The organism is uncultured Sphaerochaeta sp., from assembly GCF_963676625.2.
Classification (GTDB): Bacteria; Spirochaetota; Spirochaetia; order Sphaerochaetales; family Sphaerochaetaceae; genus Sphaerochaeta.
Genome location: NZ_CAXXYB010000009.1, coordinates 178225 through 191010, shown reverse-complemented (window position 1 = coordinate 191010; position 12786 = coordinate 178225). Strand labels below are relative to the sequence as shown.

Here is a 12786-nt window from a genome sequence, read left to right as displayed (position 1 = left end):
AAGTGTTAAAAATAGGTAAAATGACTGTAATATCCAAACATTGGGCGGAACAGTTCAAACTAATTGAATGATTAGCACTTGAATAGGTTTTATTTAATGAATATAGTATGGGTATGATAAAAGATGAAAAAAGGAAAGAAATCATGAAGACAAATGATGAGAGAAAGAAAGAAAGCATTGAATTTTTAATAAAGAACACGGATATGTTCTCAATGGTAGATTATGACCGCCTTGCGGCACAAATAGAAGGGCATCGGTATTTCTTAGGTAAAGACCTGAAGAATCCGATTACTTGGGATGAAGCAGTTTACTCCTGGATGGGAAACATCTACCTTCCGATAAGTGAAGTGATGGAGAACTGGACAACCCTGATGAGCTTCCCTGGCAGAAGGCGTGCCGATGTATTTTTTGAATTGTGCGACCACTTGTACTTCCTTAGCCTCCAGAAAGAGAGCGATGTAAATATCTATGATGCGGTAATCGATTACGATGCAAATTATGGTAAGTCAATCGGAAGATTCCTTGCTCGTTTGATCAATGGTAAGCGTGCTGCGTAACTGACTGGACTTTGGATTTATTATATATGTAGGGCGGCCGAGAGGTCGCCTTCTGTTTTATCCAGGCAACTGATGAAAAAAGAGAGCTGTTTTACACAGCTCCCTTGTTTTATACCCTTATTGTCTCTATTGAGGTCAGGCAACCTTCCTTCTTGATTTGATGAATGCCGTTATATACGGTACGAACAAGGTAAAGAAGATCAAGGCAATGAATACGATGGCAATGGCAGAGGAGAAGAAAATCTTGTAACTTCCCTCGGACATCAGCAAGGCACGCCTGAAATTCGATTCTGCCATTGGTCCCAGGATAATGCCCAAGACTGCCGGAGAAACGGATATATCAGCTTTTTGCATGAAATAACCCAGGATACCAAAGAACAGCATGACCCCAACATCAAAGAAACTGGTATTGATGGCATAAGATCCCACGATACACAGGATGAAGATCATCGGGGTAAGAATTGTCTTTGGTACCGACAGGACTTTCACGAACAGCTTGAGACAGGAAAGTCCCAAGATAAGCATCGTGCAGTTTGCAATGAACATTCCCAAAAAGATTGAATATACCAACGTGGTATGCTCGGTAAACAAAAGGGGCCCTGGTTGCAAGCCCTGGACGGTTAGCGCCCCGATAAGGATGGCTGCAACTGCATCGCCTGGAACACCCATGGTAAGCATAGGGATCAAGGCACCGCCGGTTACCCCATTGTTTCCTGCCTCTGGTGCAGCAACGCCTTCAGGAATACCAGTGCCAAAGAGCTCAGGATGCTTGGAGAATCGTTTTGCCTGGCTATAGGAAACAAAAGCTCCGATTTCAGCCCCTGCTCCCGGGACGATACCGATGAACGTTCCGATCATTCCACTTACGGGAGCGGTCTTGAAGATTACCTTCCAGTCAGCTTTCGTAGGCCATACTTTGGATACCTTCTGGGCAACTTGGTCTGCGGAGAAAATATTCTCGATCGTGGTAAAAGCCTGCGACATGGCAAACAAACCTATCATTACAGGAATAAAGGACATTCCGCTGAGGAGGTTGATGTCATTGAACGTGAAACGAGGATATCCAGTTATACTGTCGATACCTATAAATGAAAGGGAAATACCCAGAGCCCCACATAGCAATCCTTTTGCCAAGGAATTGCCGGAGATGCTGGAAATGATGCTCAAACCAAAAACTGCAAGCAGGAAGAATTCAGGGGCACTGAACTTCAAGGCAAGCTTTGCAAGTTGCGGTGAGATGAGCCAAAGGGCGGCAACACTGACAAGTCCCCCTATAAACGAGGAGATCGTCGATATTCCAAGGGCCCTGCCGCTTTCCCCGCGTTTTGAAAACTCATACCCATCCAGGACCGTAGCCGCGGCTGCCGGGGTTCCTGGGGTCCTGAGCAGAATTGCCGAAATCGATCCACCATAGATGGCTCCGACATATACACCGATCAACAGGAGGATCCCTGGGGCAGCTTCCATACCAAAAGTAAGTGGAAGGACCAAGGCGACACCCATAGTTGCGGTAAGTCCGGGGAGTGAACCAATGCAGATGCCAGTAAAGACCCCGATAATAATGAACAGAAGAATCTGAAAGTTGAAAACATCAGAAATAACAGTTAACAGCATGGTAGTTTCTCCCTTCCTATATCAGAAATCCGTAACGCATCGGTACATTGAGTACTGATCCGAACAGAACGTAGATCGCCAAAGTAAAACAAACGGAAATGACAATGCATTTCCACCAGGATCGTTTACTGAACCATTTGATAAACAAGATGAGCATTATTGAAGTAGTGGAGATGAACCCTACATTTGGAAGGAGAAGTATATAGACTATCAAGCCACCCATCGTGATATATACATTCAATATTTTTGATGAACGTAAATCTATCGCGGTATCCTGTTCCTTTGGCATCCTGATGGTAGAGATAATCAACGAGATGGAAGCCAGGATTATCAAGAAAGAGATGATGATCGGGAACATCCCGGGCCCGGGAACCCCATGGTTACTTGGTGGATACCCTATGGCTATGGCAATAATGAATATTGCAAAAACAATGAAGAGACCTGAAACAATGAAATTCGCTTTTTTCATGGGTTGATTCCTTTCCCATGGGAAATACAACCCAAAACACGGCAAGGGAAAAACCCTGCCGTGGTCTGGATTGAAAACCTACTATGGTTATTATTGCTGTTTGAGTCCAAGCTCAGTGATGAGAGATTTGAACATCTCATTGTCAATAGCCATCTTTTTCCCGAAGGAAGCGCTGTCCATGATGTCAATGATGTTGTTGCTCTTGTTCATGAAGCTCTTGAAAGAATCAGATTTTGCAGCTGCATCGAAAATGGTGTAAATCTTTGCAACAATGGCGTCCGGAGTATCCTTGGGAACACCAAGACCCCTCCAGGTTCCGATGGCAACATCATAACCAAGTTCTTTTGCGGTTGGGATGTCCGGGGTAGCTGCAATGCGTTCTGGTGCAAGAACAGCCAAAACCTTGAGGTTTCCTGCTGCAACCTGCGAAGCAACTTCAGCATAGCTAACCGTTACTGCGTCAATGTGACCACCAAGCAAGCTGGTGATAGCCGGGGCAGCTCCATCAAACGGGATGTGGTTGAATTTGACACCGGCAGCCTTGCCAAGGCCTGCAGCGGCAAGATGCCAGATGGCTCCGACGCCTGAGTTACCGACTTTCATGGTCGTGGTTTTTGCGGCATCGAGGAATTCATTGAGCGTATTCCAAGGAGCATCAGATTTTACGGTTACAGCGCTGTAGGCACTATTTACCATCATGATAGGCTTGAATTGGTCATAATACAGTCCTGCACCGGTTCCGGTGTGGGGGAGGGTAACCAATTCAACAGTTACCATGCCAATGACGCTTCCGTCGGCTTTTGCATTCGCTGCATAGGACATTCCTACGGCACCGCCGCCACCAGTCCTGTTCTCCACCGAAATATTTTTCGGGAAGGAAGTCTTTGCTGCATCGACCAAAGCACGTGCAACCAAGTCCGTTCCACCACCTGCTGAATAGGGAACAATTACAGATACCGGTCCATTGGGATAGGTATCAGCCGTGACTTCAGCATTTCCGTTTGCGAATGCCGAGCCGCAGAGAATGACAAGTACAGAAAGAAGAGCAATGATTTTTTTCATTTTCTTACCTCTTTGAAATATTGTTTATGCTTGATGCATAAATTTACGCATTATGTGCAAGCGCAATAAAAGATTGTGCTCGCTTGGTGATTTCTTCGAAATCCCCACACTTGGCAAGTTCCGCATTTGCAAGATAGGAACCCACTCCAACCGCAAAAGCTCCTGCCTTCATGAATTCTTTGGTATTATCAGTGGAGACTCCACCGACAGGCAGTAATTTCATCCCCGAAAAAGGTCCAAGAAGATCCTTGATATATCGGGGTCCCACGGAACCTGCTGGAAATACCTTGATCAATTCAGCACCGGCCTGGCTTGCCGTATATAATTCCGTTGGGCTGAATACTCCTGGAACCGGCAATATATCCTTTGAATTGCAATACTTGATGATATCAACAGAAAGAGAAGGAGAGAGAATGAATTGTGCACCGGCTTCTATGGCTTTTTGTGCATCCTCTAGGGAAAGCACTGTTCCCGCACCGACGACAATGCCTTCCCGTTTTCTGGCTTCCTTGATTATATTCAGGGCTCCCGGGGTATTCAGGGTAATTTCAAGGCAACGAATCCCGCCGTCAAGCAAGGCATCGATAAGGCGCGCCGCATAGGTTTCCCTTACTCCCCTGATAATCGAAATGACCTTTGTCTGTTCGATTATTGCCAATACATTTTCCTTGTTTCCCATGATTCTATTTCCTTATCTGTTTGTTTCTTTTGTGTTTGCAAGGATTTGGTTGAAGGTTTTCCTATTGGGTATTCCCTCGACATCCCCTGGAGCCGAAACAGCAAAAGCCCCCATTATGGAAGCCATCTTCCCGCATTCCGCGATTGGACGATTTTCCAGCAATCCAGCAAGGAACCCTGCATTGAAGGCATCCCCGGCACCAATGGAATCAACGACCTTCATGGGATAAATCGGTGTGAAGCATTCGTGTTTGCTATCTGCTACATACGCACCCTTGTTTCCCATTTTTACGGCTATCCACCTGACATTATGTTTCCTGAGTGCCTCAATGATTTTTTCCGGCATGGTTTCGTTAAGCAAAATTTCTGCTTCATCCTCACCGAGAAGGACGATGTCACTTACATCAAGGAAGGGTTGGAGAGTCTCTTTAGCTTGTTCCTCGCTCCAAAGCTTCCGACGGATATTGGGATCAAAACAAACCAATCCACCCTGTTCATGGACAATTTCAATGGCCCTGACCAGAGTTTTCCGGCAAGATTCACCCAATGCCGGTGTAATTCCTGATACCAGCAGTATTTTTGCCTGCTTTATATATTCTTCATCCAGGTCCTGAGGACAAAGAGTACTGGCCGCCGATCCTTTCCTGTAATAATAAACCGAGGATTCTTTATCAGCGGAAAATTGCTTGAACATGATTCCCGTTGGATATTCTGTTGTGTGAAGTACCCTTGAGGTATCTACACCTTCTCCCCGTAACTCACGAATGATGAATTCACCGAACTCATCTTCACCGAGTTTGCTGATCCACCCACTGGTATGTCCCAATTTGCTTAAGCCTACGGCTACGTTGCTTTCAGCTCCCGCGATTGCCTTGCCAAACTTGCTTACATATCTGAGTCGGGTATTGGTTTCAGGGATAAATGCAACCATTGTCTCCCCAATCGTAATTAAATCAATCATCTAGTGCCTATCTCCCTCAATATCACTGTAATTCCACTGGTTTCTGTTGGTGGCAATAATATGTTCAATTTCTTGTTTTGCCTTGATAAGTAATTCCTTGAATTGGTTTTCCCTCTCTTGGTTATACTTGAATTCAGGAACCGCAATACTTATTCCTGCAAGAATTTTGCCTTCGTGGCAGACAGGAATTCCGACACACTGGATTCCTACAGTTGATTCACCTTTTTCATAGGAAAAACCTGTTCTTCGGATTTCAGTAAGTTGCTTGTTCAATTCATCGACGGTCTTTATTGTATGCTCTGTAATGGGTTTGAGCGTATTTTCTGGATAAAATGCCCTGATTTCATCTTCCGAGAATTGGCTTAGCAAGGCTTTGCCGTATCCTGTTGAATAAGCAGGCAATTTATTTCCCGGATTGCTGACTACCCTGAATTTGGAATATTCGTCTGCCTTGATCAAGTACAGGACATCGAGATCCGAGAGAATACCAAAATATAAGGTTTCCTGAATTTGCTCACAGACAGCAAAAAGGACTTTGCGAATTCTTTCGATAATTGTGGTTTCATTGACATACCGGTTGCCTAGGATAAATATGCTTTCTCCCAGGAAATATCGTTGTTCGCGCTTATTATAGGTAAGGAATTTTCTACTGTTAAGCGTATTTATAAGAGGGAAGATACTGCTTTTGGGTGCGTTCAAGGCGCGTCCAATCTCACTGAGGGTCATACCATCAGGATGTTTGGATACAGTCTCCAGGATGTCCAGGATTCTTTCGGTTGTTCTGTGTTCTGAGGAAACCATACAGTAAATGCTCCTTATTGAGAGTGTTCTTATATACGAACGCTATTCGTAGATACGACCAGTAAACATAGTCTACACTGAATTTCGGATTTGAAAAGCTTTTTCTTGATTTATTTTTGCTAAGCTTGAAAAGTTGCATATTCACATATATCAAATGATAAGATATGCTTGTTGACGGAATTCGAAGCCAGTGATACCGTATTTTTCTGGATGTACCCTGATTATATTTGTTTTAACTTAATTAAGTCCTACTAGGAGTGGAAAATGGAAATTCAGAACTTTTTTTTGAAAAAAGATTGCGTGGAAAAAACTGTCGGTGAAGGGATTACCCGAAAAGTTCTGGCTCATCATGAAAATCTTATGGTTTGTGAATTGCATTTTCAAGAAGGTTCTGTAGGGGTTTTGCATACGCATCCCCATGAACAGTGCACCTATATTATTTCAGGAAAATTTGAATTTGAAATCGGGGGAAAAAAGGTAGTATTGCAAGCCGGTGACAGTACGTATAAACAACCGGAAATACTCCATGGTGCGGTGTGCCTGCAAGAGGGGAGTCTCATTGATATCTTTACTCCTGAACGCGAGGATTTCCTCACGGACTAGAAGTTCATGGTAGAAGTGTCCAGGTATTCTTGCCAGTTGTTTTAGACAGATACATTGCCTGGTCAGTTTTTTTGACCAGCTCTTCAAAATCCTGATTCTCGTTGGGAAAAAGTGCGATACCAATGCTGGTACTGATTTGGCATATATTTCCTTCAAGATATAATGGGTCATGGATGGTATCGAGAATGGATCTCGTTAGGGAGAGCAGAGATTGATGGGAATTCACTCTTGCCAGGATGATCATGAACTCATCGCCTCCGATTCGTGCAACGGTATCATTTTCAGTTACACAGGCCTTCAACCTGCCAGCCACTTCCACTAAAGCTAGATCACCGGTGTTATGTCCAAAGGAATCATTGATTTTCTTGAACCCATCAAGATCGAGATAGAGCAAAGCTCCCTTGCAATTGTTGGCCTTGGCTTGTTCAGAAGCTTTTTTCAGGTTTTCCATTGCCAATCTTCTTGTTGCAAGGTTTGTCAGGAAATCGTAGTTTGCCAGGTGTTCTATCTTTCCCTCCGCTAGTTTTAACTCGGTAATATCGGTAGTCATGGTACATATCTGGGATATTTGTCCAAATTCATCATGCATGGGAAATTTATGTGAAAGGAAATAATGGGTAGTTTTCCCATTGAAAAAATGCTCTTCGACTTTCATGCTTTGTTTCGCATGTATAGCCAAGAGGTCGTTTTCCCGGAATTGTTTTCCCGGCGATCCTGGAAAAAGCTCCAGATCTGTCTTGCCCAGTACTTCTGAACGTTGAAAACCTGTGACTTTTTCCCATATATTGTTCACCAGTTCATATCGTCCTTCTTTATCCTTGACACTGACAAGGTTTCCACTATGTTCAATAAGTTCAGAAAGAAATGCCCTGTTAGCTCGCAATTTATTATCTATGGAAATTCGATCAGATATATCGATTGTGCTTGAGAGCAAACAAGGACCCATGGAAAGATTGAGCAATTCTGTTGAAAAGAGGCAGGTGAGGATTGTCCCTGTTTTATGACGGAATTTTATTTCCTGATTGAAGACAGGAAGTCCTTTCATTGTCCTTGTAACTACTCCAGTCCGTTCTGCCTCTGAGAACCATATTTTAAGAGCCAGAGATGAATTTTTAAGTAACTCATCTCTGGTGAATCCTGAGAGTGTGATAAAGGCATCGTTAAAATCAAGAAGGTTTCCATCTTCCAGTGCTGAGAGAGAAAGTGCGCAGGGGGATGTCTTGAAAGCAATGGAGAATTTTTGTTCGCTCTGGATGAGTTCCCGGGTAGTCATGTTGTTGATCATGAGCACCAAACTGAACGTAATGGATATATAGATTGCCATATACAACAGGAAAATAAAGGTATTGTATGAATCCAAGGCAAAAAGATTGTTGGTTTCCGGCTGTTGAATATTTACAAAAATATTAAGGAGACTTAAAAAACTATGAAAGAAAATAATGACACCTGGAACCAAGGTGATTGAGCGCATTTTCTTACCAACCTTAAAAATCATGAGCCAAGCAGTTTTTGTAGTAAGAATGATAATGAACAAGGAGGTGTTGATATTGCGCAAAGGAAGACTTGGATGCACAAAAGTCAACCAAGTATGAATGATAGAATAAACAAGAAGAGTAAGTCCTATAAATGGCAGCGAGGTTTTTTGTTTGGTGAATTTTCCTAATCCCCTGTATAACATAGCTATACCAGTCAATATCAGTGTGTTTGCAAGCACTATGGAAAAAAAATTGGGTATCTGATTTCTCAGCAATAAGAGGAATAACCCAATTACCTGCAGGATGGATGCTCCTGCTATGAGTATCAATTCAGGAAAACGGGTATGATTCTCTTTCCAAAGTGAGATTTGCACAATGGAGCAGATAGTGGAGGCAATGAGATAGATCAAGAATACTGTCTTTGCGTCTACAAATCCCATTAATTACCTCTTGGATATAAACTATTCATTATTATACATGGATAAAGGACAGATTGCATCTGATTTATAAACTGGCATAGTTTTGGCTCAATTCAGTTTCTTGTGGGATGCTGAGAAAAGACTGAGGTCTTGAAAAGTGTTGGATTGCAAAAAGGGACGGTATTCCTTTATTTTGTAGTTACCACACTCCAACAAAGAGGAAAAAGCCGTCCCCATGCATGACACAGTTATATTGCCCATGGCCTAGCAAGCTTCAATGTCACTATCGATCATAAGCTCGTACGGAAAGCGAAAGGGCGAACAACCTGATCAAGACTGTTTGCAGGGACACTCGTACTTCTTCTGGAAGATCATGGAAGCAAGCAGGAGACCCTACCTACGATACGAATCCCACAGAATTCTGAGTTGAGCCATAAAAAAGCAACCTGTTTGTAATTATATATAAACAAACAAATTGCCATCTTTATTTTTTGCATTCGCAATAGAAAAACGAGTCGGGGCGAAAGGACTCGAACCTTCGATATCCTGCTCCCAAAGCAGGCGCCATAGCCACTAGGCTACGCCCCGAAAACCTACTGGAGTATACGCACTTGAGCTTGTAAGCGTCAAGGGGTAATATGCATCAATGATGGAAAAGAAAGAAAAGGTTATGGCTATCTATACATTACTCGATGGCTTATACCCTGAAACGATAGTTTTTTTGGACCAAAAGGATCCCTTCAGATTCATGGTGAGCGTGATCCTTTCGGCCCAGACGACCGATAAGATGGTAAATCAGGTGGTGGTTCCGCTTTTCAAGGCCTATCCTACCGTAGAGAGCCTGGCCAATGCCGATATTTTACTTGTGGAAGAAATCATTCATGCAACTGGTTTCTATAAGATGAAGGCAAAAAATATCGTTGCCTGTGCCAAAACTCTTGTGGGTAGGCAAATTCCTTCGACAATTGATGAACTGGTCAAGTTGCCTGGGGTAGGGCGAAAGACTGCGAACTGCGTGCTTGGTGAAGTCTTTCATAAACCAGCTATTATAGTGGATACCCATTTTGGCAGGGTCGTCCAACGGCTGGGAATTGTTGATACGAAAGATCCAGAGAAGATAGAAAAGGAAATTGCCTCGATACTTGACCCTGATTTTCAATATCGATTTTCCATGGCCGCCAATCTTTTTGGTCGTACGACTTGCCATGCAAAGAAACCCAGTTGTCCGATTTGCCCGTTGGTCAACCTTTGTCCGTCTGCAGATGCTTTTCTGAAAGGATCCTCCAAAGAGTAAGGCCTTCTGTTTCCTTAATTTCCAATAGGGCCAGGCGAAGGTCATCGACAGGGGGAAGAGTGGCTTCTATGGTTTCTTCTATGCTTCCGAGAAAAATTCCCGTGATAGGGTACGAAACTCCCAGTTGATCCTTTAACGGTTGCAAGAATTTGTTCTCTATCGGAAAAAAGAGTTGATCATGCATAAAACAGGATGTTTTTCCTATTTTGAGTGGCAAATTGGGGCAATCCAACCCTGCAGGAAGACTGTTTTTCTCAGTTTCTCCAAGCATGATGCAAGGAGGAAGCGTCCTGAATGACTTAGATCCGCTTTTTCTGAAAAGCTCAGTTCGTATTTGGTTGATTACCTTCCGGGTAGCCTCTGGAAGGAGAAGACAAAAATAACTTGGCATGAAAATAAGCATACTGCGAAATAGCGTGCCCAACAAGGGAGTTTTTTTCAAAAGATAGGCTTGCTGTATTTACATAATGCCCGTAATCTGATAATTTGGCAAAGGTTAGAGTCATTATAGCAACAGCCTTGCAATTATGCTCACGGGTAAGCCGTTGCCCGTGCAAGGATAGCCGAGACTTTAACAGGCCAGTATATGGCCAGACGAATGAAATTAATTGGATAAGGTGGATATAGCTATGGCTCGTAGATGTGAGATTTGCGGAAAAGGAACTGTTGCAGGTAATAGTGTTCCAAGAAAAGGTCAGGCCAAGAAGCACGGCGGCGTAGGCCAGCACATTGGCGTAACCACAAAGCGCGTATTCCGCCCCAATCTCGTGACGGTCAAGACCTTGATTAACGGGACACCCCGTACCATCAAGATTTGTACACGTTGCCTGAGGAGCGGAGTGGTCGAGAAGATCGTATAATTATTTAAGCTTTTACGATAATTCGATCGACAAAGAGCCCTTGTTGGGCTCTTTTTGTAGTATGACGGGCATGTCATCATTCTTGGGTGAAATTCCCAAGGGGCGTAGTTGCCGACGAACCCGATAGCGACTTGCAAGTTTCACGCCGCGAGGTGTGGGAGGGAAGAAGCAATAGCGAAATCGTGGCCCGACGGACAGAAACCTGATAGTAGGCAGGTGGAGGGGACAAGCTGGCTACTATCAGTGAATCCCAAAGGCAATGTGACCTTCATCTGTAAATCAGGCGGGTAAACGAGGAAAGAGTGATGACTTATCCCGCGAGGTCTCCACAGCGTACGAGGCTGCAACATCGCTTATGACGACGTAGTAACAACGAATGTGGAGAAGTCAGCAGAGGCCGTAGTAGCGACCGGGGAAACGGACGCAAAGGGCCGAACAATCAAACGCCTTTCGAAAGGGAAAGGTCCATCCGCAAATCCGAACGGCGAGAGCCTACCAGTGATGATGCGGGTGAGAAAGGAACGAATGAGAGAGGAAGACAGGTCAAGACCGAACACGAGACTGTGCGAGCAACTGATTTCCCTTGCGAACATCCAGCAAGCGATGAGGAAGGTGATGCAGAACAAGGGTTCTGCGGGAATCGACGGGATGGAAGTGACTGAACTTCCATCCTACCTTGAAGCCAACTGGGCCTTGATTCGCGAGCGGATTGTCACTCGGACGTACAAACCCAAACCGGTGCTCCGACGGGAAATACCCAAGGACAACGGGGGCGTGCGTCTGCTGGGGATACCGACGGCAGTGGACCGGGTAATCCAGCAGGCCCTGGTGCAGGTTCTGACCCCGGTGTTCGAACCGACATTCAGCGACTTCAGCTTCGGGTTCAGGCCCGGCAGGAGCGCCGAGGATGCGGTCCGACTCGCCCAGACCTACATGTCCGAAGGGTACAAGCACGTGGTTGACTTGGACCTGTCCAAGTTCTTTGACACGGTCGACCATGACATCCTCATGGGACTAATCGACAAGCACATGGACGACAAGGACGTGAGGAGGCTCATCTACGTATATCTGAAAAGCGGAGTGATGACCAACGGGAGCATGATGGCAACAGCACTGGGTACCCCGCAGGGGGGCCCGTTGTCGCCCCTGCTGTCGAACGTCTATCTCACCCCCTACGACAGGGAACTGGAGAAGCGGGGACTGCGGTTTGTGAGGTACGCCGATGACTGCAACATATTCACCAAGAGCAAGATGTCATCCTACCGGGTGAGGGACAGCGCGAAAAGCTATCTGGAGCGGAAGCTGAAACTGAAAGTGAACATGGAGAAGACGGAGGCAAGGAGGGCCGTAGGTTCGACCTTCCTCGGATTCACATTCCGGACATACGGCGAGAGAGGAAAACTTGGGAGGACCGTTCCCCACGAGAAAAAGCTGAAGAAACTTGAGGACCGGATACGGCTGGTCACGAAGCGCAACCGCGGAGTGAGCATCTGGACGGTCATTGGGGAGCTCAACAGCATCCTGAGGGGTTGGGTTGGGTACTTTGCAAGAAGTGCCATCAAGGAATACCTCAAGGGCCTGATGGAGTGGATTCGGAGGCGCATACGCCAGTATCTATGGAAACAGTGGAAGTCCGGGAATAACCGGAAACACCGCATCAGGCAACTGGGAGCGGAAGAGTGGAAGCTGAAGAAATGGACACTTGCCAGCAGGTCGTACTGGAAGATGGCAAAATCCATGAACTATCTCATCAGCAATGAGAGCCTTCATGAGCATTACCGACTGGTGGATATTCTGGGTTATTACAAGAAGCTCCATACTGTGCGTATGGAGCAAGATGGGATTGTGCTGGATTTCCGGTACAATAGTCTGTTTGGTTGAACCGCCGTATGCCGAACGGCACGTACGGTGGTGTGAGAGGTTGGGGCTTAGTGGCCCCCGCCTACTCGATTATTCTGACAACACGTTTGTTCACTGCTTTGTTTAGTATCTC

Annotated in this window: 13 protein-coding genes and 1 tRNA gene; 5 read left to right on the top strand and 9 right to left on the bottom strand. The window is 45.1% G+C overall.

The genetic code is table 11. From position 1 onward, the window contains the following. Positions 1 to 113: 113 nt before the first annotated feature. The gene (locus ACHZBG_RS14810; RefSeq protein WP_394699412.1) at positions 114 to 557 is read left to right on the top strand and encodes a hypothetical protein; all 444 of its coding nucleotides are present in this window, start codon (positions 114 to 116) and stop codon (positions 555 to 557) included. Between the two features lie 135 nt (positions 558 to 692). Here ACHZBG_RS14810 and ACHZBG_RS14805 read toward each other — a convergent pair whose 3' ends face one another. The 6 genes from ACHZBG_RS14805 to ACHZBG_RS14780 all read right to left on the bottom strand — a co-directional run bounded on the left by ACHZBG_RS14805 (position 693) and on the right by ACHZBG_RS14780 (position 6142). Next, complete coding sequence (locus tag ACHZBG_RS14805) at positions 693 to 2171, bottom strand: tripartite tricarboxylate transporter permease (protein WP_320130237.1); 1479 nt, start codon at positions 2169 to 2171, stop codon at positions 693 to 695. 16 nt (positions 2172 to 2187) lie between these two features. Further along, a complete protein-coding gene (locus tag ACHZBG_RS14800; RefSeq protein ID WP_320130236.1) occupies positions 2188 to 2640 on the bottom strand; it encodes a tripartite tricarboxylate transporter TctB family protein in 453 nt (150 codons plus the stop codon). A gap of 90 nt (positions 2641 to 2730) precedes the next feature. Then, positions 2731 to 3702: a tripartite tricarboxylate transporter substrate binding protein gene (locus tag ACHZBG_RS14795; RefSeq protein ID WP_320130235.1), complete on the bottom strand. Its 972-nt coding sequence runs from the start codon at positions 3700 to 3702 to the stop codon at positions 2731 to 2733. A 43-nt stretch (positions 3703 to 3745) separates the two neighbouring features. Further along, positions 3746 to 4381 (bottom strand): bifunctional 4-hydroxy-2-oxoglutarate aldolase/2-dehydro-3-deoxy-phosphogluconate aldolase, encoded by a 636-nt coding sequence (locus ACHZBG_RS14790; protein WP_320130234.1) that lies wholly within the window; start codon positions 4379 to 4381, stop codon positions 3746 to 3748. A 12-nt stretch (positions 4382 to 4393) separates the two neighbouring features. Then, the gene (locus ACHZBG_RS14785) at positions 4394 to 5341 is read right to left on the bottom strand and encodes a sugar kinase (protein WP_320130233.1); all 948 of its coding nucleotides are present in this window, start codon (positions 5339 to 5341) and stop codon (positions 4394 to 4396) included. Continuing rightward, the gene (locus ACHZBG_RS14780) at positions 5342 to 6142 is read right to left on the bottom strand and encodes an IclR family transcriptional regulator (RefSeq protein WP_320130232.1); all 801 of its coding nucleotides are present in this window, start codon (positions 6140 to 6142) and stop codon (positions 5342 to 5344) included. It lies immediately after the preceding gene. 264 nt (positions 6143 to 6406) lie between these two features. Between ACHZBG_RS14780 and ACHZBG_RS14775 the strand changes: the two genes are divergently transcribed. Next, positions 6407 to 6745, top strand: coding sequence for a cupin domain-containing protein (locus tag ACHZBG_RS14775; protein ID WP_320130231.1), 339 nt, complete (start codon positions 6407 to 6409; stop codon positions 6743 to 6745). Positions 6746 to 6749: 4 nt separating this feature from the next. Here the strand turns inward: ACHZBG_RS14775 and ACHZBG_RS14770 are convergent, their stop codons facing one another. Both ACHZBG_RS14770 and ACHZBG_RS14765 read right to left on the bottom strand, forming a co-directional pair. Continuing rightward, the gene (locus ACHZBG_RS14770) at positions 6750 to 8660 is read right to left on the bottom strand and encodes a sensor domain-containing diguanylate cyclase (RefSeq protein WP_320130230.1); all 1911 of its coding nucleotides are present in this window, start codon (positions 8658 to 8660) and stop codon (positions 6750 to 6752) included. 494 nt (positions 8661 to 9154) lie between these two features. After that, positions 9155 to 9227 (bottom strand) — tRNA-Pro (locus ACHZBG_RS14765). A gap of 61 nt (positions 9228 to 9288) precedes the next feature. Between ACHZBG_RS14765 and nth the strand changes: the two genes are divergently transcribed. Beyond that, positions 9289 to 9933 (top strand): endonuclease III domain-containing protein, encoded by a 645-nt coding sequence (gene nth, locus ACHZBG_RS14760; protein WP_394699411.1) that lies wholly within the window; start codon positions 9289 to 9291, stop codon positions 9931 to 9933. Here the strand turns inward: nth and ACHZBG_RS14755 are convergent. Next, positions 9881 to 10324: a hypothetical protein gene (locus ACHZBG_RS14755; protein WP_320130228.1), complete on the bottom strand. Its 444-nt coding sequence runs from the start codon at positions 10322 to 10324 to the stop codon at positions 9881 to 9883. The genes nth and ACHZBG_RS14755 overlap by 53 nt on opposite strands. Positions 10325 to 10562: 238 nt before the next feature. Here ACHZBG_RS14755 and rpmB point away from each other — a divergent pair, with 238 nt between their 5' ends. Both rpmB and ltrA read left to right on the top strand, forming a co-directional pair. Then, positions 10563 to 10793 carry a 50S ribosomal protein L28 gene (rpmB, locus tag ACHZBG_RS14750; RefSeq protein ID WP_320130227.1) on the top strand — a complete coding sequence of 77 codons (231 nt, stop codon included), beginning with the start codon at positions 10563 to 10565 and terminating at the stop codon, positions 10791 to 10793. Positions 10794 to 11171: 378 nt separating this feature from the next. Next, complete coding sequence (gene ltrA / locus ACHZBG_RS14745) at positions 11172 to 12674, top strand: group II intron reverse transcriptase/maturase (RefSeq protein ID WP_320128961.1); 1503 nt, start codon at positions 11172 to 11174, stop codon at positions 12672 to 12674. The last annotated feature ends 112 nt before the right edge of the window (positions 12675 to 12786 follow it).

Bases quoted from the DNA above. Each gene is read 5' to 3' on its own strand.
- ACHZBG_RS14810 (WP_394699412.1), top strand. From the start codon at position 114: ATGATAAAAGATGAAAAAAGGAAAGAAATCATGAAGACAAATGATGAG.
- ACHZBG_RS14780 (WP_320130232.1), bottom strand. From the start codon at position 6,142: ATGGTTTCCTCAGAACACAGAACAACCGAAAGAATCCTGGACATCCTG.
- ACHZBG_RS14755 (WP_320130228.1), bottom strand. From the start codon at position 10,324: ATGCCAAGTTATTTTTGTCTTCTCCTTCCAGAGGCTACCCGGAAGGTA.
- ACHZBG_RS14775 (WP_320130231.1), top strand. From the start codon at position 6,407: ATGGAAATTCAGAACTTTTTTTTGAAAAAAGATTGCGTGGAAAAAACT.
- nth (WP_394699411.1), top strand. From the start codon at position 9,289: ATGGAAAAGAAAGAAAAGGTTATGGCTATCTATACATTACTCGATGGC.
- ACHZBG_RS14800 (WP_320130236.1), bottom strand. From the start codon at position 2,640: ATGAAAAAAGCGAATTTCATTGTTTCAGGTCTCTTCATTGTTTTTGCA.
- ACHZBG_RS14805 (WP_320130237.1), bottom strand. From the start codon at position 2,171: ATGCTGTTAACTGTTATTTCTGATGTTTTCAACTTTCAGATTCTTCTG.
- rpmB (WP_320130227.1), top strand. From the start codon at position 10,563: ATGGCTCGTAGATGTGAGATTTGCGGAAAAGGAACTGTTGCAGGTAAT.
- ACHZBG_RS14770 (WP_320130230.1), bottom strand. From the start codon at position 8,660: ATGGGATTTGTAGACGCAAAGACAGTATTCTTGATCTATCTCATTGCC.
- ACHZBG_RS14785 (WP_320130233.1), bottom strand. From the start codon at position 5,341: ATGATTGATTTAATTACGATTGGGGAGACAATGGTTGCATTTATCCCT.
- ACHZBG_RS14795 (WP_320130235.1), bottom strand. From the start codon at position 3,702: ATGAAAAAAATCATTGCTCTTCTTTCTGTACTTGTCATTCTCTGCGGC.
- ACHZBG_RS14790 (WP_320130234.1), bottom strand. From the start codon at position 4,381: ATGGGAAACAAGGAAAATGTATTGGCAATAATCGAACAGACAAAGGTC.